We start from the raw sequence: 18,162 nt of genomic DNA on the forward strand, positions 1-18,162 counted from the left end.
AAGCCGAAGCTTTTCTTGATAATAAATAAAAAATTGAAAAGGATGTGTTCACTTTTTGATATTTAAGGTGCAGCCTCAGTCGTTGGCATTTCTTCTGGTGCTTCTGTTGGAGCAGCAGTTGTATCTGTTGCTGGAGGAGTATCTCCACCTTCAGCAGGATCACCAATTCCCTCAAATAACTCATCATCTCCTGTTGCGCCTTTATCATCCCAAAAGGTGGTCATGCCATCATCAGCAGCACGGACACCTGTATTTTCAGTCCAATAACGGTCAGCAATGGCTTGTACCATTTGCCCTGCCATTGCATCAATGAGTCTAAATTCAGGATTAACAGGCTTATCTTCTTCTCTTGAAGCAGCATAAGTTCGCAATGCTTCACGGATACGAGCATCATCACCACTTGCTTGTGCCGAAACAGCATATAAAGCATGTGCTAAGCGTACACCCTTTTGCTCACCAATTTGCATAGACTGTTTCATTGTAACGTATGGGTCGGGTTTACCCTCATCTGCACCTGGCAATAATGTCCAAATGACAGCACGTGTCGCCATTGGCGCACCCCAGAATTTATTATTATCCAAACATGCCATACCACGCTCAACAATCGCTGCAATATCCTTAGGAACATTGGCAGCACCGCCTGAGTTGATATCATTGGTCATCGCCTGCAAACCACTGAGCATGCCCAAAAGATAAATGGTTTGGTCTAAATCTTTTTTCATCGTTGGGCAAGAATCACCCAACGTATATTTATATTTGGCTTGCCAACGTTCTGCAAACAACTGATAACCTGTGTATTGGCGCTGCGCAGCTAATGCCGCCCAACGTTTTTGTTCTACACGTGCATCTTGTGCTTCAGAAACTTTACCATCCTTAGAAGCACGTAAATAACGTAATTCTGCATCTAAAGCACGATTTTCAGCACACATCCCTGCTGCTGAATACAGTAATACAGCCATACGAGTTGGATCTGCACCCATATCTTTCGTTGCCATAATTGCTGGTGTTAATGCATTACCTGTCTGGCAAGCCATATCAGCATCGCCACCTGCTAAAATAGGAGGAACAATATGTTTTTCACTAAAACCTAAAGCAACGTTTGCACCTGACTTAACCACATAGGAACAGCCAGATAAAACAGATGAGGCAACAACAGCAGTCACCATAAGTTGACCCAATTTTTGGACTCTAGACATACTTCCTGTCCTCTATATAATTGTGTTTATGTCCTTTTTGTTTAAAATATCAGATGCGTTACCTGAATAAAAGAGTAATTGCTCTAATTTTAATGATTTAATGTGCCATATTTTTAGATAAAATGGATTGACCATATAATACATAAAGTCAAATTTTAGGCAAAAAAAAGTAGCATTGCGACGGTTCAGCACATGCTACTTATTAAACGGTAAACTCTCAGGAGAGTTTATTAGTTTTGAGTTTTCTTTTCTCAATCTGTTCCCTCAGCACGGTTCCTAGTCTTCCTACCACAATCGCAAGAACAATTGCGACCACTAGAAACAACCATTGTTGAACTTCAGTCATAATGAAATCCTTCGCTTGCTGTTGGTAGGTTTAATTTACATGCAAAAGCTAAAATCCATGGGTATAATTGTCCTACAATTTCTCTTTTTAAGTTTTTTGTGTGATTTTAGTCTAACAATACTTTCAAATATCAATGAATATAAATATAAACAATTGATATAACAATAAATTTAAAGTCTATATTATTAAAAAATGTCTAACAATCAACCTAACTTAGCGCGAGTTTTTAACATTTTCCAGCTTTTAACACTCATTTGATCTTGCCAAAGTACCAAATTTTTTGGCTTATTTTGTTTTAGCGTCGTTTTATAATAAACCACTATATAAAAAATATGATCGACCATTTTTATTATTTCAACTTGTTCAATATCTTGATTTTTATAAAATTTAATTGACCAAATTTGCTTATCTAATTGTTCAAACCGCTCAACACAAGGACGCTGATTAAAAATAAATAATGAACAGCCTAACGCAATCAGACACAACAACCACAACCATAAAGACAAAGCTTGATAAAGCAATATCGTAATAATTAACCCACAAAAAAACTGAAACACTTGCCGATATTGGCTAGGTTTCAGCTTAAAACACGTATAGTTAGCTAAATTAACCGTGGACATAATGTTTTAATTTAGAAATTAATTGTCTTAATTCAGGCTTAGGCGGCTCTGAAACTTCCATAAACCAATCTAATAAGTCAGGATCTTCTTGATCGACCAGCTCTTTAAATAATGACTTTTCAGTTTGATCTGCTTGTAAATAATATTGTTTCACGTATGGATCAAAATAAACATCGATTTCTTTTAAACCACGACGTGCACGATAAATCACTTTACGTTCTTCTAAAGTTAATTCCTCAAACATGAATTTCCCCGAAAATGACAGATTCTGTTAGTTTACCTTATTCCATAAAAAATACTTGCGTATTTCTAGAGATTGACCAAATTCATCATTTATTTGATTCAAATGAGCATTCATCTCATTGAGATCAAACGAATGTTCACTTAATTTATAAATATTAAACAATGATTTGGAATAAAAATATGCAATCAGGTGCGATTCGACCATTAGCAAATATGCTACCTCGTAATTTATTTAATGCTGAACATGAAGCTTTTCGTGAAACTGTACGTAAATTTTATGCAAAAGAAGTCGTTCCAAATACTGAAAAATATGAAAAACAACAACATGTAGATCGTGATTTATGGAACAAAGCAGGCGAAATGGGCTTACTTTGTGCCACCATGCCAGAAGAATATGGTGGCTATGGTGTAGATCGTCTGTACAGCATGATTTTGATTGAAGAACAAGCTTATGCAATGGATTCAGCAACAGGCTTTTCATTACATTCAGATATCGTTGCAAACTACATCAATAATTTTGGCAATGAAGAACAAAAGAAAAAATGGCTACCTCAAATGGCATCTGGTGAAACAGTCACAGCTATTGCAATGACTGAGCCTGGTACAGGTTCAGATTTACAAGCTGTGCGAACCACGGCTGTACTTGATGGCGATGAATATATTATTAATGGTTCAAAAATCTTTATTACCAATGGCTATTTATGCGATATGGCTGTGGTTGTCTGTAAAACAGGAAATTCAGAAAAAGGCTCCGCAAACCTTTCTTTAATTATTGTTGAAGCAGATCGTGCAGGCTTTACCAAAGGTAAACCTTTGAACAAAATCGGGATGAAAGGTCAAGATACTTGTGAATTATTCTTTGAGGATGTCCGTGTTCCTAAAGAAAACCTACTTGGTGCAGAAGGTATGGGCTTTTTCATGCTGATGAAAGAGTTGGCTTGGGAACGTATGCTTGTTGCAATTATTTGCCAAGCAGGTGCTGAAGCGGCTTTCGCTCATACCGTTCAATATACAAAAGATCGCAAAGCATTTGGTAAATCAATCAGCTCTTTCCAAAATACACGCTTTAAACTTGCTGAATTACGTACGGAGATTGACTTCTGTCGTGCATATTTAGATCGTTGTATGGAGCTACAACTTGAAGAAAAATTAGGTATTGATGCTGCTGCTGCCGCAAAATATAAAATTTCAGACATGTTCTCAAAAGTTGTAGATGAATGTGTTCAATTACATGGTGGCTATGGCTATATGCTTGAATACCCGATTGCACGTGCTTATATCGACAACCGTGCAAATCGTATTTATGCAGGTACCAATGAAATTATGAAAGAACTTATTTCTCGTACCTTATAATTTTATATTAAGCACGAAAAATGGAGCATTTACTGCTCCATTTTTCATTTAATTATGAGTAAGATTTTTGCATTTATTTTTGAAACAAAGAAAGTATTTAAAAAATTAATTCAATTTTATTTTTCCCATTAAAAAAAGGAGCTTATGCTCCTTTTTCGTTTCTTAATTCAATCAAGAAACTAATTTAGGCTTTTTTGTAGCTTGTGCTTCACGTTTATGAAATTTTAATACGCCGTCTTCAAACTTCGCATTTTTCAGTTCTTTACGATCTGCTAAATAGTTATGAGTCGCCATCCAAGGTGCTTTAGTGCCTTGTTTTGGTAATTGATCAGCCGCACGTGCAATATAGCCAGAGCTCATCTCGCCCATTACCGTTTCTTCCAATATCGCCGAATGATCAGTTGGTGCAATCACTTCGTCATAGCCTTTTTTATCCATGAAATTAAACAAACGACAAAGATAATCAGCAACAACATCAACCTTCAATGTCCAAGAGGCATTCACATAACCAATCACTAAAGCCATATTTGGCACATCACTCACCATCACACCGTGATAAAGCATGTGTTCACTGGTTTTTAGTGATTTATGATCGACTGTCGCTTTAATGCCACCCATAATTTGAATTTCTAGACCTGTTGCAGAAACAATAATATCTGCATCTAAATGTTGACCCGATTTTAATTGAATACCATTTTCAGTAATTTTTTCAATATGATCCGTTTCAACACTCGCCTTGCCTGTACGTAAAATTTTAAATAAATCACCGTCTGGCACCACACATAAACGCTGATCCCAAGGGTTATATGTTGGCGTAAAGTGTTTCATGTCCACTTTGCCTTTTAATTGCATTTCAATAGATTTTAAAAGCAATTTACGTACAAGTTTTGGTTGTTTTTTGGATAAGGCAAAAATACCACGTTGCATACCAATATTACGTGCACGTGTAAACTTGTAAGCCAAATCTTCTGACATAAATTTACGTGTTTTGTCATATACAAAATCAATCGATGGAATGGAAGCAATATATGTCGGTGAGCGTTGTAACATGGTCACATGCCCTGCCCCACCTTTTGCCATTGCAGGCACTAAGGTAATTGCTGTTGCACCACTACCAATGATCACTACTTTTTTACCCGTATAATCTAAATTTTCAGGCCAAAATTGTGGATTGATGAATTGACCTTTAAAGTTTTCTTTACCTGGATAATCAGGTTGATAACCTTGATCATAATTATAATATCCTGTGCAACCAACAACAAAATTGGCAATCCATGTCTGCACATTTTTCTGTGCATCCTCAATCTGTACCTGCCATTTTTTAGTCGCAGAATCATAGTTCGCTGTAAGCACACGATGATTAAAATGAATTTTTTCTTTTAATTTATATTCATCAACCACTTCGCCAATATAGCCTTTAATAGAAGCACCATCTGCCAAAACATTAGCTTTTTGCCATGGTTTGAAGTTAAAACCAAAGGTCGACATATCTGAATCTGAACGGATACCAGGATACTTGAATAAATCCCATGTACCGCCAAAACTTTCACGACGCTCAATGATTTCAAATGAACGTTGCGGTGAATTTTTAGATAAATGAGCTGCAATACCAATACCAGAGATACCAGCACCTACAATAAGAATATCAACTTGCTTTTCCATGTTCTTTTTATAACCTTTTAATCAGTACAGTTTTATTAAAGCACAAATTTGACAATACGCAATGTCAAGTTTAAATATTTCCGACAAATTTTATGTCAGTAGAGGACAAATTTATAAATTGTTAGACAATATGTAATAAAAAAGGTCGGTAAAATACCGACCTTTTTGAACAACCGATTGTTCTATGGCATGAGTAAACTTAGTTTACTTCACGATCCACAAGCTCTACATAAGCCATCGGTGCAGCATCACCTGCACGGAAACCAGCTTTAAGAACACGTAGATAACCGCCGTTACGTTCTTTGTAACGAGGGCCAAGAACGGTAAATAATTTACCAACTGTTGCTGCTGAACGAGTACGAGCAAACGCTAAACGACGGTTTGCAACTGTATCGTTTTTAGCTAAAGTGATTAAAGGCTCAGCAACACGGCGTAATTCTTTCGCTTTAGGAACAGTAGTTTTAATTAACTCATGTTCAAACAAAGAATTAGCCATGTTTTGGAACATCGCTTTACGATGACTGCTTGTACGGCCTAATTTCACACCACTATTACGATGACGCATGGTGATAGTCCTACTTAATTAACGGCTACGATAGGCAAAACGATCGTCCATACGTAAACTAGCTGGTGGCCAGTTTTCTAAACGCATGCCGAGTTGTAAGCCTTTTGAAGCCAGAACATCTTTGATTTCAGTAAGCGATTTTTTACCTAAGTTAGGAGTTTTTAACAACTCAACTTCAGTACGCTGTACTAAATCACCGATGTAGTAAATATTTTCTGCTTTCAAACAGTTAGCAGAACGAACAGTAAGCTCTAGATCATCTACTGGACGAAGCAAGATTGGGTCAACTTCTTCACGAGGCTCTTGAGCGACAGGTGCTTGATCTTTCTGAAGATCAACAAAAATTGCAATTTGTTGTTGCAAGATTGTTGCCGCTTTACGGATTGCTTCTTCAGGATCTACAGTACCGTTAGTCTCAAGATCAATGACCAATTTATCAAGGTCAGTACGTTGTTCTACACGCGCATTTTCAACGGTATAAGACACACGTTTAATTGGACTATAAGAAGCATCTAACTGTAAACGTCCTACTGGGCGAGTTTCGCCTTCAGGAAAACGTGAGTCAGAAGTCTCATAACCACGACCTTGTGAAACTTTCAGGCGCATTTTTAAATTGCCTGATGCACTTAACGTGCCGATCAAGTGTTCAGGGTTAACCACTTCAACATTATGTGGTAAACGAAGGTCAGCAGCAGTAATATCGCCAGGACCTTGTTTTTCTAATGTTAAATATGCTTCGTTTTGATCGAACAGCTTAATAGACAATCCTTTTAGGTTCAGCAAGAGCTCGACGATGTCCTGCTGCAAGCCTTCTAAAGTACTGTACTCGTGCTCAACACCTTCTATTTCAACTTCAACCACAGCAGCGCCAGGTAAAGAAGACAGTAGGATGCGACGTAAAGCATTACCAAGAGTATGACCAAAGCCACGCTCTAATGGTTCCAGAATCACTTTTGCCGAGGTCCCGCTTGCCGCTTCGACCTTGATCGCTTGCGGAGTAAGAAACTCGTTTGCAGTACGCGTCATTATTGCTACCTCAAGGATTATTTAGAATACAATTCTACAATCAAGCTTTCGTTGATTTCAGCAGGTAAATCAGAACGATCTGGTGCAGCTTTAAATGTACCTTCAAGTTTTGAATGATCGATATCAATCCAAGAAGAAGTACCACGTTGAGCAGCTAATTCAATTGCGTTTTTGATACGTAATTGTTGTTTAGCGCTTTCGTGAACTGCGATCACGTCACCCGCTTTAACTTGGATAGACGCGATATTAACACGACGACCATTTAAAGTGATTGAACGGTGAGATACAAGCTGACGAGCTTCTGCACGTGTAGAACCAAAACCCATACGATAAACAACGTTATCGAGGCGGCTTTCAAGCAGTTTCAACAAGTTTTCACCAGTTGCACCCTTAACACGAGCAGCTTCTTTATAGTAGTTACTAAATTGACGCTCTAACACACCGTACATACGACGTACTTTTTGTTTTTCACGTAATTGTAGTGAATACTCTGATTGTTTACCACCACGAGCCCCGCCATGTTGACCAGGCGCTTTAGCAGCTTTTTTAGTTTTGACGTCAAAAGGTTTAACGCCAGATTTTAATTGCAGGTCTGTCCCTTCGCGGCGAGAGAGTTTGCATTTTGGACCAATATAACGAGCCATGAATGTTTCTCCTTACACGCGACGTTTTTTAGGTGGACGGCAACCGTTGTGCGGAATCGGAGTCACATCGGTAATGCTGTTAATTTTATAACCCACTGCACCTAATGCACGAACCGCAGATTCACGACCTGGACCAGGACCTTTAACAAGGACGTCCAAGTTTTTCAAACCGTAATCCAAAGCAGCTTTACCAGCAACTTCAGCAGCTACCTGAGCAGCAAACGGTGTTGATTTACGTGATCCACGGAAGCCTTGTCCACCTGAAGTAGCCCAAGCCAATGCATTACCTTGACGATCAGTAATCGTAACAATGGTGTTATTAAAAGAAGCGTGAATGTGTGCAACACCTTCAGAGACGGTACGAGTGACCTTCTTGCGTGTGCGAGTATCTTTAGCCATCTTTTAGCTTCCAGAAATCTTATTTCTTAATAGGTTTGCGCGGACCTTTACGGGTACGTGCGTTAGTTTTGGTGCGTTGTCCGCGAACAGGCAAGCTGCGACGATGACGAAGACCGCGGTAGCAGCCTAAATCCATTAAACGTTTAATGTTCATGGAAATTTCGCGACGTAAGTCACCTTCGGTTGGAACCTTAGCAACTTCAGCACGAATCGCATCAAGCTGAGCATCATCTAATTCACGAATTTTAGTGGTAGTAGCAATACCAGCTGCAGCTAAGATGTTCTTAGCAGTGTGGCGACCAATACCAAAAATGTACGTGAGAGAGATAACAGCATGCTTGTTATCCGGAATGTTTACACCGGCAATACGAGCCATTCAAATTTCTCCAAAAAGGCAGTAGAGATAATCAACCGCCCCACAAAAATCTTGAGGGGCGGATAATAACCTAATTAGCCTACTGAAATCAACAGGTCTTAATTAAATTAACCTTGACGCTGCTTATGACGAGGTTCAGCGCTACAAATTACGCGAATAACCCCATTACGACGGATAACTTTACAGCTACCACAAATTTTCTTTACAGAAGCTTGTACTTTCATGATGAAACCTCTAAGTGCGCTATCCCTTAGGATGAGCAGTCGTTTTTCTCATTAACGTTTGATTATCATATTGACGTGAAGTGAGATGAGCTTGCAGCTGAGCCATAAAGTCCATCACAACAACAACTACGATTAACAATGATGTACCACCTAAGTGGAATGGAATACCAAATGAACTTTGCAGAATCATTGGCATCAAACAAATCACTGTAATATAAATCGCACCAATAAATGTCAAACGATTAAGAATATGATCTAAGTAACGAGCAGTTTGCTCCCCTGGGCGAATACCAGGTACATAAGCTCCGCTGCGTTTCAAGTTTTCTGATACTTCTTTAGGACTAAAAACTAAAGCCGTGTAGAAATAACAGAAAAAGATAATTAACGCACCAAAGAGCACCAAATACAAAGGTTGTCCAGGTGACAATACGAGTGCCAAATCTTGAAGGCTACGTTTTACAATTCCTGCATTTGGATCAGCACTACCTAACCATTGACCTAAGCTCGCAGGGAACAACAATAACGAACTTGCGAAAATTGCTGGAATTACCCCTGCCATATTAATTTTCAATGGCAAATGTGTTTGCTGTGCAGTGAATACACGTCGACCTTGCTGCTTTTGAGCATAGTTAACAGGTATACGGCGTTGTGCTTTTTCAATAAATACGATAGCTGCTAAAACTGCAACTGAAAGTAATCCAAATACAGCCAAACCGATTAAACTCGATTGACCATTATCTACCGAAGTAAAAGCTTGAATTACCAAGTTAGGTAAACCTGCAACAATACCTGCGAAGATAATCATCGAGATACCATTACCAATACCACGTTCAGTAATTTGTTCACCTAGCCACATTAAGAACATTGTTCCTGCAACAAGTGAGGTCAAGGCTGGAATATAAAACGCAAGTCCTGAGGTCAAAGTAATTCCTTGACTAATAAGACCTGCACACATTCCAATACCTTGCACAAATGCAAGTAACAGTGTGCCATAACGCGTATATTGATTAATTTTACGCTTACCCTGCTCGCCTTCTTTCTTCAATGCTTCCAGCGAAGGAACAACCGTTGACATTAACTGCACAATAATAGATGCAGAAATATACGGCATGATCCCTAACGCAAGAATTGACATTCGTTCTAATGCCCCGCCTGAGAACATATTAAACAAACCTAAGAATGTACCTTCATTAGCTTTGAAAAAACGTTCTAAAGCGACATTATCAATACCTGGTAGAGGAATATGTGCTCCTAGTCGAAAGACAACCAATGCGCCAATCAAGAACATTAATCGACGAATAACTTCACGATATTTCACATGAAAGGGCTGACCTTTCATCATATTCACATGACCTGAAGAACTAGGAGACATAGTCACTCGCGATTACTCCTCGACTTTACCGCCAGCAGCTTCTACAGCAGCTTTAGCGCCTTTAGTCAAAGCAACACCTTGTACAGTGAACGCACGAGTAATTTCACCAGAAAGAACGATACGAGCACGTAACATATCTTTACGTACAACATTCGCAGCTTTCAAAGTTTCAAGTGAAACAATATCACCTTCAACTTTAGCAAGCTCAGATAAACGTACTTCAGCAGTTTTCAAAGCCAATTGGCTAGTGAAACCGAATTTAGGTAAACGACGATATAACGCTGTTTGACCACCTTCAAAACCTGGACGAACGCCACCACTTTTACGTGATTTTTGACCTTTGACACCACGGCCACCAGTCTTACCAACGCCAGAACCGATACCACGGCCTAAACGGCGGTTTTCACGTTTTGCACCTTCAGCAGGCGCAAGCTCATTTAAACGCAGAGTCATGGCTTATTCCTCTACACTAACCATATAGTAGACTTTGTTGATCATACCACGGTTAGAAGGAGTATCTACCACTTCTACTGTATGACCAATACGACGCAGACCTAAACCTTGTAGGCAAAGTTTGTGATTTTTCAAACGATGCGAAGAAGATTTAGTCTGGGTAACTTTAATCGTTTTCATGATTGATTACCCTAAAATTTGTTCTACTGAAAGACCACGTTTCGCAGCAACTTTCTCTGGAGAAGTCATATCACGCAAACCATTAAAAGTTGCGTTTACAACGTTAGCAGCATTAGTAGAACCATAACATTTAGTCAATACGTTACGTACACCAGCAGCTTCAAGAACCGCACGCATTGAACCACCAGCGATTACGCCAGTACCTTCTGATGCAGGCTGCATGAACACACGGCTAGCGCCATGACGTGCATTAACTGTATGTTGTAAAGTACCATCAACAAGATCAACAGTGATCATGTTGCGACGTGCAGCTTCTAGTGCTTTAGAAATAGCAGCAGGAACTTCACGTGCTTTACCACGACCAAAACCTACACGACCATTACCATCACCAACCACAGTCAATGCTGTGAAAGAGAAGATACGACCACCCTTAACAACTTTGGCTACACGATCAACGGCAACCAGCTTTTCAACAAGACCTTCGTTTTGTTCAACTTTAGCCATGATTAGAACTCCAAGCCGTTTTCACGAGCAGCATCAGCCAAGGCTTTGATACGACCATGATATTTAAAACCAGAACGGTCAAATGCTACTTTAGTAACACCAGCAGCTTTCGCGCGCTCTGCGATTAAAGCACCTACTTTAGTAGCTGAATCTACATTACCTGTAGAACCACTACGTAAAGATGCATCCAAAGTAGAAGCTTGTGCTAATACTTTGCCACCATCTGCTGAAATAACTTGCGCATAGATGTGACGCGGCGTGCGGTTTACACACAAACGAGTCGCACCCAATGCACGGATGTGCAAGCGTGTGCTTTTCGCACGACGCAAACGGGATTGTTTCTTTTCGTTCATAAGAACCTCGCGCCTTATTTCTTCTTAGCTTCTTTACGAAGAACAACTTCGTCAGAATAACGAACACCTTTACCTTTATACGGCTCTGGTGGACGGTAACCACGGATATCTGCAGCCACTTGACCTAAAGCCGCTTTATCAGCAGATTTAAGAATAATTTCAGTTGCAGTTGGAGTTTCAGCAGTTACACCTTCTGGAAGGTTATAGTCGATTGGGTGTGAAAAACCAAGGTTAAGGTTAACAACGTTACCTTTAACCGCAGCTTTATAACCAACACCAATCAGTTGTAACTTGCGTTCGAAACCTTCGCTAACACCTTTTACAAGGTTGTTAAGAACAGCGCGAGCAGTACCAGCTTGCATCCAAGCGTCTTTCGACTCAGCTTTAGGAGCAATTTGAAGTTGACCTTCTTCCTGTTTTAGCTCGACCAGCGCATGCAGGTTGAAAGACAACGTACCTTTGCTGCCTTTCACTTCGACCTGCCGGCCGTTCTGAGTAACTGTTACACCATTAGGTACAGTTACTGGGGCTTTAGCCACACGAGACATGAGGAATCACCTATTAAGAAACAAAAGCAATAACTTCACCACCAACGCCCGCAGCACGTGCAGCGCGATCAGTCATGATGCCTTTGCTTGTAGAAACAATTGCAATACCTAAACCTTGCTTAACGCTAGGAAGTGCATCTTTACCGCGATATTGGCGTAGACCTGGACGGCTTACACGCTTCACAGTATCAATAACTGGTTTGCCTTCGAAATATTTTAAAGTAATAGTCAAAGTAGCTTTGCCTTCATTATCAGCAACTTCTACATTTGAAATATAACCTTCTTGTTGAAGTACGTTAGCAATCGCAACTTTCAACTTAGAATTTGGCATAGAAACGGTTTGTTTCTTTGCCATTTGTGCGTTACGAACACGTGTTAACATGTCGGCAACGGTATCTTGCATACTCATTATAGTCGCTCCTTACCAGCTTGCCTTAACAACGCCCGGTACATCACCTTGCATTACTGTATCACGTAATTTGTTACGGCTTAAACCGAACTTACGGAAGTAACCATGAGGACGACCAGTCAAACCACAACGGTTACGTAGACGTACTGGAGATGCATTACGCGGTAATGCTTGTAACTTCATCATCGCATCGAAACGTTCTTCATCAGAAGCATTTACGTTTGCAATCGTTGCTTTCAATTCAGCACGTTTTGCAGCGTATTTAGCAACTGTTGCTTCGCGTTTCAATTCGCGATTAATCATACCTTTCTTAGCCATATCGACCTCTTATTTGAACGGGAAGCCGAAACCACGCATAAGCGCACGGCCTTCGTCATCAGTACGGGCAGTCGTAGTAATGGTAATATCCATACCACGAATACGATCGATTTTATCAAAATCGATTTCAGGGAACATGATTTGTTCCTTGAGACCCATAGAGTAGTTACCACGACCATCAAATGATTTCGCAGAAAAACCGCGGAAGTCACGAATACGAGGGATCGCGATAGAGATCAAACGGTCTAAGAATTCGTACATTTGTTCGCCGCGTAAAGTTACTTTACAACCAATCGGCCAACCATCACGGATTTTAAAACCAGCGATTGATTTGCGAGCTAAAGTTAAAACTGGTTTTTGACCAGCAATAGCTTGCATATCAGATAAAGCGCCATCTAATAATTTCTTATCAGCAGCAGCATCACCAACACCCATGTTGATGGTGATTTTAGTGATGCGAGGAATCTCCATCACGTTTGCCAAGCCAAGTTCTTCTTTCAACTTAGCTTTGATTTCGTCGTTATAACGTGTTTTAAGTCTGGCCATAGCCTATTCAACCTATTACTTCGCTACCGCCACTGATTCACCATTTGACTTGTAAACGCGAGTTTTCACGCCTTCAGTCACTTGGTAACCAACACGGTCAGCCTTTTGGGTTGTAGCATTAAAAATTGCCACGTTTGAAATATGAAGCGAAGCTTCTTGTGTAACTACAGCGCCTTCAGCACCTGTTGCACGGTTCGGCTTTTGATGCTTCTTAACCAAGTTAAGGCCTTCAACCATAACGCGGTCATTCGAAACAGACAAAACAGTACCCTGTTTGCCTTTTTCTTTACCTGCGATCACAATAACTTGATCGCCTTTTCTAATCTTAGCCATGATTGCCTCTATTATAGAACTTCAGGAGCCAATGAAATGATTTTCATGAACTGTTCAGTACGAAGTTCACGAGTCACTGGTCCGAAAATACGAGTGGCAATCGGAGCCTTGTTGTTGTTCAAAATAACTGCAGCATTATCATCAAAACGGATCACAGAACCGTCTGGACGACGAATACCAAACTTAGTACGAACTACAACTGCATTCATCACGTCACCTTTTTTAACACGGCCACGTGGAATTGCTTCTTTAACAGTAACTTTAATAATGTCGCCTACAGAAGCATAACGACGATGTGAACCACCTAGTACTTTAATACATTGTACGCGGCGAGCACCACTGTTGTCTGCTACTTCTAGCATACTTTCGGTCTGAATCATTGCCCTACTCCAAAACCGAGCATCACCGGTCGAAATTTCGAAAGGCTCAAAGAGTACTCGAAATTCACCGATGATGCAACAAGAACGTCTAATTACTCAGCAGCAGCTTCAACCACTTCAACTAAAGTCCAAGACTTAGTTTTAGAAATTGGGCGGCTTTCTTTAATGGTCACAACATCACCAGTTTTAGCTGTGTTGTTCTCATCATGAGCGTGTAATTTTGTTGAACGGCGGATTAATTTGCCATACAACGGGTGTTGAACGCGGCGTTCGATAAGAACAACAATAGATTTATCCATTTTGTCACTTACGACTTTGCCAGTTAACGTGCGAACTGTTTGCTCACTCATTGTCCGTTCCCCTGTTTTTCGGTAAGGAGGGTCTTAATACGAGCAATAGTCTTACGAGTTAACGCAACTTCATGCGATTTACCCAATTGACCAGTTGCTTTTGCCATACGAAGACGGAATTGGTTAAGCTGTTGCTCATCAAGCAAAGCTGTCAACTCTTCTACCGACTTTTCACGTAGATCTTTAGTTTTCATTACATCACCGTCTTAGTAACGATAGTGGTTTTGAAAGGAAGTTTAGCAGCTGCTAGCGTAAACGCTTCGCGAGCCAATTCTTCACTTACACCATCCATTTCGTACAAGATCTTACCTGGTTTGATTTGGCAAACCCAGTATTCCACAGAACCTTTACCTTTACCCATACGAACTTCTAATGGTTTTTCAGTAATTGGTTTGTCTGGGAAAACACGGATAAAGATCTTACCACCACGTTTAACACGACGGCTAATTGTACGACGCGCAGCTTCGATTTGACGAGCTGTCATTTGACCACGCTCAACAGATTTAAGTGCGATTGTACCGAAAGATACTGTGCTACCACGGTGCGCTAGACCAGTGTTACGGCCTTTTTGCACCTTACGGAATTTAGTACGTTTAGGTTGCAACATGGATTATTCTCCTTTTTCAGCAGAACGATCATTGCGACGACCACGACGCTCTTGACCTTCACCACGACCGCGACCGCGTTTAGCTGGACGCTCTTCAGCAGGAGCAGGGTTCATGACTTGTTTCATGCCACCCAAGATCTCGCCACGGAAAATCCAAACTTTAACACCAATCGTACCGTAAGTAGTTTCAGCACGCATAGTAGAGTAGTCGATGTCTGCACGAAGTGTATGTAAAGGCACACGACCTTCACGATACCATTCTGTACGTGCAATTTCAGCACCGCCTAAACGACCAGATACTTCAACTTTAATACCTTTAGCACCAGCACGCATAGAGTTTTGAACCGCACGCTTCATAGCACGACGGAACATTACACGTTTTTCCAATTGAGAAGCAATTGCTTCAGCAACAAGACGCGCGTCTAAGTCTGGGCGATCGATTTCGTTGATGCTTACTTGCGCTGGAACACCCATGATAGTGGTAAGTTCACGCTGTAATTTTTCAATGTCTTCGCCTTTTTTACCGATAACGATACCAGGACGAGCAGTGCTAATCGTTACTTTAGCAGCGCCAGTAGGACGTTCGATAAGAATATTGCTGATCATCGCACTTTTAAGTTTTTTAGTTAAAAACTCACGAACTTGAAGATCTTTAAGCAAATATTCAGCGTATTGTTTCGGACTCGCATACCAGTTGGCGTTATGACGTTTTACAACACCAAGGCGGATACCGATTGGATGAACCTTCTGACCCATATCAAACCCCTACCTTAACGGTAATGTGACAAGTACGCTTAGTAATACGATCTGCACGGCCTTTAGCACGTGGCATAATACGTTTAAGGCTCATGCCTTCATCAACGTAAATCGTAGTAACTTTAAGGTCGTCTACATCTAAACTGTTATTGTGTTCAGCGTTTGCAATCGCAGATTCCAATGCTTTTTTAACTAAAACTGCAGCTTTTTTGTTGCTGAAGTTTAAGATATTAAGCGCGTGAGCAACTGATTTGCCACGGATTAAATCTGCAACCAAACGAGTTTTTTGTGCCGAGATAGCGGCACCGCGTAATTTAGCAGTAACTTCCATCATAGCACCTTAACGTTTAGACTTCTTGTCAACACCGTGACCACGATAGGTACGAGTTGGCGCGAATTCACCTAATTTATGACCAACCATGTGTTCAGATACAATCACTGGAACATGGTTACGACCATTATGGACAGAAATTGTTAAACCAACAAAATCCGGGAGGATCATCGAACGACGCGACCAAGTTTTGATCGGCTTACGGTTATTAGCCGCGATAGCCGCTTCAACCTTAGCGAACAAGTGCGCATCGACGAATGGGCCTTTTTTCAGAGAACGAGGCATTGTCAGATTCCTTTACTTGTTACTTAACGCGACGGTCGCGAATGATCATCTTAGTCGTACGCTTATTGGTACGAGTCTTGTACCCTTTCGCTTTTTGACCCCATGGGCTTACAGGTTGAATACCTTTGTTACGCCCTTCACCACCACCATGTGGATGGTCTACTGGGTTCATCGCCATACCACGAACGGTAGGACGAACGCCACGCCAGCGTGATGCACCTGCTTTACCAAGTGAACGAAGGTTGCTTTCTGAGTTAGATACTTCACCTAACACAGCGCGACATTCAACGTGTACTTTACGCATTTCGCCTGAACGTAGACGAATGATAGCGTAAGAACCGTCACGACCTAACAATTGAGCAGAAGTACCAGCAGAACGCACTAATTGCGCGCCTTTACCGATTTTAAGCTCGATGTTATGTAATGTAGAACCAATTGGCATGTTGCGAAGTGGCAAGCAGTTACCTGTACGAATTGGAGCATCGTTACCAGATTGTACTTTATCACCAGCGCGAAGACCTTTAGGTGCAATGATATAACGACGCTCACCGTCAGCATAAAGCACAAGTGCAATATGAGAAGTACGGTTAGGATCGTATTCAATACGCTCTACAGTTGCAGGAATACCATCTTTGTTACGTTTAAAGTCAACAAGACGATAGTGCTGCTTATGACCGCCACCAACGTGACGAGTTGTAATGTGACCGTTGTTATTACGACCACCAGTACGTTTTTTAGCTTCTACCAACGGTGCATAAGGCGCGCCTTTGTGAAGATGGCTATGAACCACTTTCTCTACAAAGCGACGTCCTGGAGACGTTGGCTTACATTTTTGAATAGGCATAATTCTCGTCCTTACTCCGCTGCGTTTTCAGCGGTATCGCCCAAGTCAGCCATTTCAACATCTTGGCCAGCTTTCAGGGTGACGTATGCTTTTTTAACATCAGAACGACGTCCTAATGTACGACCAAAGCGCTTAGTCTTACCTTTAGTGATAGTCGTGTTAACTTTAACAACTTCTACACCAAACAATTGTTCAACTGCTTTTTTGATTTCAAGTTTGTTTGCATCAAGTGCAACTTTAAATACTTGAACACCAGCAGTCTCACCTAAAACTTGTGCTTTTTCTGAGAATACAGGTCCTTGGAGGACTTGATAGATACGTTCGTTGTTCATCCGAGTTCTACCTCAATTTTCTTAGCAGCAGCAACAGACATTACAACTTTATCGAACGCGATCAAGCCAACAGGATCGATCCCAGCAGCATCAACCACATCAACGTGTGGAAGGTTACGTGCAGCTAAATATAGATTTTCATCTACAGCTTCAGTAACGATTAATGCGCGAGTAGCGTTCAAGTCGTTAAGTTTTGCAAGCAATTCTTTAGTTTTAGGCGCTTCAACAGCAAACTCTTCAACTAATACAAGGCGATCTTGGCGAACAAGTTCAGCTAAGATACATTGCATTGCACCGCGGTACATTTTACGGTTCACTTTTTGTGACCAATCTTGTGGACGAGCAGCAAAAGTTTTACCACCACCAACCCAGATTGGGCTACGAATAGAACCAGCACGAGCGCGGCCAGTACCTTTTTGACGGAATGGTTTTTTACCACCGCCAGAAACGTCTGCACGTGATTTTTGTGCTTTTGAGCCTTGACGACCACCAGCTAAATAAGCTGTAACAACTTGGTGTACAAGTGCTTCATTAAAGTCACGACCAAACGCAACTTCAGACAATTCAACAGCAGAGCCGGAAACAGTTTTTAAATTCACGTTATTTC

General features: G+C 40.9%; 31 protein-coding genes and 1 pseudogene. 1 reads left to right on the forward strand and 31 read right to left on the reverse strand.

Annotated features, from left to right (window positions below):
* Nucleotides 1-62: 62 nt before the first annotated feature.
* The 4 genes from HX124_RS11055 to HX124_RS11070 all read right to left on the reverse strand — a co-directional run bounded on the left by HX124_RS11055 (nucleotide 63) and on the right by HX124_RS11070 (nucleotide 2,406).
* On the reverse strand, nucleotides 63-1,196 hold the full coding sequence (locus HX124_RS11055; RefSeq protein WP_286383152.1) for a hypothetical protein: 1,134 nt from the start codon (nucleotides 1,194-1,196) through the stop codon (nucleotides 63-65).
* 217 nt (nucleotides 1,197-1,413) lie between these two features.
* On the reverse strand, nucleotides 1,414-1,542 hold the full coding sequence (locus HX124_RS11060; RefSeq protein ID WP_265935921.1) for a hypothetical protein: 129 nt from the start codon (nucleotides 1,540-1,542) through the stop codon (nucleotides 1,414-1,416).
* Nucleotides 1,543-1,745: 203 nt separating this feature from the next.
* Entirely contained in the window at nucleotides 1,746-2,162 is a 417-nt protein-coding gene (locus HX124_RS11065) for a protein YgfX (protein ID WP_286383153.1), read from the reverse strand.
* Nucleotides 2,149-2,406, reverse strand: a complete 258-nt coding sequence (locus tag HX124_RS11070) for an FAD assembly factor SdhE (RefSeq protein ID WP_286383154.1) — start codon at nucleotides 2,404-2,406, stop codon at nucleotides 2,149-2,151. Before HX124_RS11070 ends, HX124_RS11065 begins: the two co-directional genes overlap by 14 nt.
* A gap of 179 nt (nucleotides 2,407-2,585) precedes the next feature.
* Between HX124_RS11070 and HX124_RS11075 the strand changes: the two genes are divergently transcribed.
* Nucleotides 2,586-3,758 carry an acyl-CoA dehydrogenase family protein gene (locus HX124_RS11075; protein ID WP_286377553.1) on the forward strand — a complete coding sequence of 391 codons (1,173 nt, stop codon included), beginning with the start codon at nucleotides 2,586-2,588 and terminating at the stop codon, nucleotides 3,756-3,758.
* 171 nt (nucleotides 3,759-3,929) lie between these two features.
* On the opposite strand, the gene HX124_RS11080 is transcribed toward HX124_RS11075, so the two are convergent.
* From HX124_RS11080 to rplD, 27 genes and pseudogenes are all read right to left on the reverse strand, one after another.
* On the reverse strand, nucleotides 3,930-5,420 hold the full coding sequence (locus tag HX124_RS11080) for a flavin-containing monooxygenase (protein WP_286383155.1): 1,491 nt from the start codon (nucleotides 5,418-5,420) through the stop codon (nucleotides 3,930-3,932).
* Nucleotides 5,421-5,619: 199 nt separating this feature from the next.
* Nucleotides 5,620-5,985: a 50S ribosomal protein L17 gene (gene rplQ / locus HX124_RS11085; protein ID WP_004281488.1), complete on the reverse strand. Its 366-nt coding sequence runs from the start codon at nucleotides 5,983-5,985 to the stop codon at nucleotides 5,620-5,622.
* 18 nt (nucleotides 5,986-6,003) lie between these two features.
* The gene (locus HX124_RS11090; protein WP_107007588.1) at nucleotides 6,004-7,011 is read right to left on the reverse strand and encodes a DNA-directed RNA polymerase subunit alpha; all 1,008 of its coding nucleotides are present in this window, start codon (nucleotides 7,009-7,011) and stop codon (nucleotides 6,004-6,006) included.
* 17 nt (nucleotides 7,012-7,028) lie between these two features.
* Complete coding sequence (gene rpsD / locus HX124_RS11095; RefSeq protein ID WP_107007587.1) at nucleotides 7,029-7,655, reverse strand: 30S ribosomal protein S4; 627 nt, start codon at nucleotides 7,653-7,655, stop codon at nucleotides 7,029-7,031.
* Between the two features lie 12 nt (nucleotides 7,656-7,667).
* The gene (gene rpsK, locus HX124_RS11100) at nucleotides 7,668-8,054 is read right to left on the reverse strand and encodes a 30S ribosomal protein S11 (protein ID WP_001040166.1); all 387 of its coding nucleotides are present in this window, start codon (nucleotides 8,052-8,054) and stop codon (nucleotides 7,668-7,670) included.
* A gap of 19 nt (nucleotides 8,055-8,073) precedes the next feature.
* Entirely contained in the window at nucleotides 8,074-8,430 is a 357-nt protein-coding gene (rpsM, locus tag HX124_RS11105) for a 30S ribosomal protein S13 (protein WP_005012957.1), read from the reverse strand.
* Between the two features lie 107 nt (nucleotides 8,431-8,537).
* Nucleotides 8,538-8,654, reverse strand: coding sequence for a 50S ribosomal protein L36 (rpmJ, locus tag HX124_RS11110; protein WP_000867907.1), 117 nt, complete (start codon nucleotides 8,652-8,654; stop codon nucleotides 8,538-8,540).
* A gap of 19 nt (nucleotides 8,655-8,673) precedes the next feature.
* A complete protein-coding gene (gene secY, locus HX124_RS11115; protein WP_286377592.1) occupies nucleotides 8,674-9,993 on the reverse strand; it encodes a preprotein translocase subunit SecY in 1,320 nt (439 codons plus the stop codon).
* 45 nt (nucleotides 9,994-10,038) lie between these two features.
* Nucleotides 10,039-10,479: a 50S ribosomal protein L15 gene (gene rplO, locus HX124_RS11120; RefSeq protein ID WP_004869511.1), complete on the reverse strand. Its 441-nt coding sequence runs from the start codon at nucleotides 10,477-10,479 to the stop codon at nucleotides 10,039-10,041.
* Nucleotides 10,480-10,482: 3 nt separating this feature from the next.
* Nucleotides 10,483-10,659, reverse strand: a complete 177-nt coding sequence (rpmD, locus tag HX124_RS11125; protein ID WP_004825182.1) for a 50S ribosomal protein L30 — start codon at nucleotides 10,657-10,659, stop codon at nucleotides 10,483-10,485.
* Nucleotides 10,660-10,665: 6 nt separating this feature from the next.
* Nucleotides 10,666-11,163 carry a 30S ribosomal protein S5 gene (gene rpsE / locus HX124_RS11130; RefSeq protein ID WP_107007585.1) on the reverse strand — a complete coding sequence of 166 codons (498 nt, stop codon included), beginning with the start codon at nucleotides 11,161-11,163 and terminating at the stop codon, nucleotides 10,666-10,668.
* A gap of 2 nt (nucleotides 11,164-11,165) precedes the next feature.
* Entirely contained in the window at nucleotides 11,166-11,516 is a 351-nt protein-coding gene (gene rplR, locus HX124_RS11135; RefSeq protein WP_107007584.1) for a 50S ribosomal protein L18, read from the reverse strand.
* A gap of 14 nt (nucleotides 11,517-11,530) precedes the next feature.
* Nucleotides 11,531-12,064: a 50S ribosomal protein L6 gene (gene rplF / locus HX124_RS11140; RefSeq protein WP_086195765.1), complete on the reverse strand. Its 534-nt coding sequence runs from the start codon at nucleotides 12,062-12,064 to the stop codon at nucleotides 11,531-11,533.
* A 13-nt stretch (nucleotides 12,065-12,077) separates the two neighbouring features.
* Entirely contained in the window at nucleotides 12,078-12,473 is a 396-nt protein-coding gene (gene rpsH / locus HX124_RS11145; protein ID WP_107007583.1) for a 30S ribosomal protein S8, read from the reverse strand.
* A gap of 12 nt (nucleotides 12,474-12,485) precedes the next feature.
* Nucleotides 12,486-12,791, reverse strand: a complete 306-nt coding sequence (gene rpsN, locus HX124_RS11150; RefSeq protein WP_068973576.1) for a 30S ribosomal protein S14 — start codon at nucleotides 12,789-12,791, stop codon at nucleotides 12,486-12,488.
* A gap of 9 nt (nucleotides 12,792-12,800) precedes the next feature.
* Nucleotides 12,801-13,337, reverse strand: a complete 537-nt coding sequence (gene rplE / locus HX124_RS11155; protein ID WP_107007582.1) for a 50S ribosomal protein L5 — start codon at nucleotides 13,335-13,337, stop codon at nucleotides 12,801-12,803.
* A gap of 15 nt (nucleotides 13,338-13,352) precedes the next feature.
* A complete protein-coding gene (gene rplX / locus HX124_RS11160) occupies nucleotides 13,353-13,670 on the reverse strand; it encodes a 50S ribosomal protein L24 (protein WP_107007581.1) in 318 nt (105 codons plus the stop codon).
* Between the two features lie 11 nt (nucleotides 13,671-13,681).
* The gene (rplN, locus tag HX124_RS11165) at nucleotides 13,682-14,050 is read right to left on the reverse strand and encodes a 50S ribosomal protein L14 (protein ID WP_107007580.1); all 369 of its coding nucleotides are present in this window, start codon (nucleotides 14,048-14,050) and stop codon (nucleotides 13,682-13,684) included.
* Between the two features lie 92 nt (nucleotides 14,051-14,142).
* Entirely contained in the window at nucleotides 14,143-14,400 is a 258-nt protein-coding gene (gene rpsQ, locus HX124_RS11170; protein WP_107007579.1) for a 30S ribosomal protein S17, read from the reverse strand.
* Complete coding sequence (gene rpmC, locus HX124_RS11175) at nucleotides 14,397-14,594, reverse strand: 50S ribosomal protein L29 (RefSeq protein WP_004650482.1); 198 nt, start codon at nucleotides 14,592-14,594, stop codon at nucleotides 14,397-14,399. Before rpmC ends, rpsQ begins: the two co-directional genes overlap by 4 nt.
* Nucleotides 14,594-15,007 carry a 50S ribosomal protein L16 gene (rplP, locus tag HX124_RS11180; protein ID WP_004725694.1) on the reverse strand — a complete coding sequence of 138 codons (414 nt, stop codon included), beginning with the start codon at nucleotides 15,005-15,007 and terminating at the stop codon, nucleotides 14,594-14,596. The genes rpmC and rplP overlap by 1 nt, the downstream gene beginning before the upstream one ends.
* Nucleotides 14,947-15,763: pseudogene (gene rpsC, locus HX124_RS11185) on the reverse strand (30S ribosomal protein S3). Before rpsC ends, rplP begins: the two are co-directional and overlap by 61 nt.
* 1 nt (nucleotide 15,764) lies before the next feature.
* On the reverse strand, nucleotides 15,765-16,094 hold the full coding sequence (gene rplV / locus HX124_RS11190) for a 50S ribosomal protein L22 (protein WP_065994096.1): 330 nt from the start codon (nucleotides 16,092-16,094) through the stop codon (nucleotides 15,765-15,767).
* Between the two features lie 9 nt (nucleotides 16,095-16,103).
* A complete protein-coding gene (gene rpsS / locus HX124_RS11195; protein WP_004281508.1) occupies nucleotides 16,104-16,379 on the reverse strand; it encodes a 30S ribosomal protein S19 in 276 nt (91 codons plus the stop codon).
* A gap of 19 nt (nucleotides 16,380-16,398) precedes the next feature.
* Nucleotides 16,399-17,223, reverse strand: coding sequence for a 50S ribosomal protein L2 (gene rplB / locus HX124_RS11200; protein ID WP_107007577.1), 825 nt, complete (start codon nucleotides 17,221-17,223; stop codon nucleotides 16,399-16,401).
* A gap of 11 nt (nucleotides 17,224-17,234) precedes the next feature.
* Entirely contained in the window at nucleotides 17,235-17,555 is a 321-nt protein-coding gene (gene rplW, locus HX124_RS11205; RefSeq protein ID WP_130074346.1) for a 50S ribosomal protein L23, read from the reverse strand.
* Nucleotides 17,552-18,154, reverse strand: a complete 603-nt coding sequence (gene rplD, locus HX124_RS11210; RefSeq protein ID WP_068973570.1) for a 50S ribosomal protein L4 — start codon at nucleotides 18,152-18,154, stop codon at nucleotides 17,552-17,554. Before rplD ends, rplW begins: the two co-directional genes overlap by 4 nt.
* Nucleotides 18,155-18,162: the final 8 nt, after the last annotated feature.

Source organism: Acinetobacter sp. 226-1 (assembly GCF_030329325.1).
Taxonomy (GTDB): Bacteria; Pseudomonadota; Gammaproteobacteria; order Pseudomonadales; family Moraxellaceae; genus Acinetobacter; species Acinetobacter sichuanensis.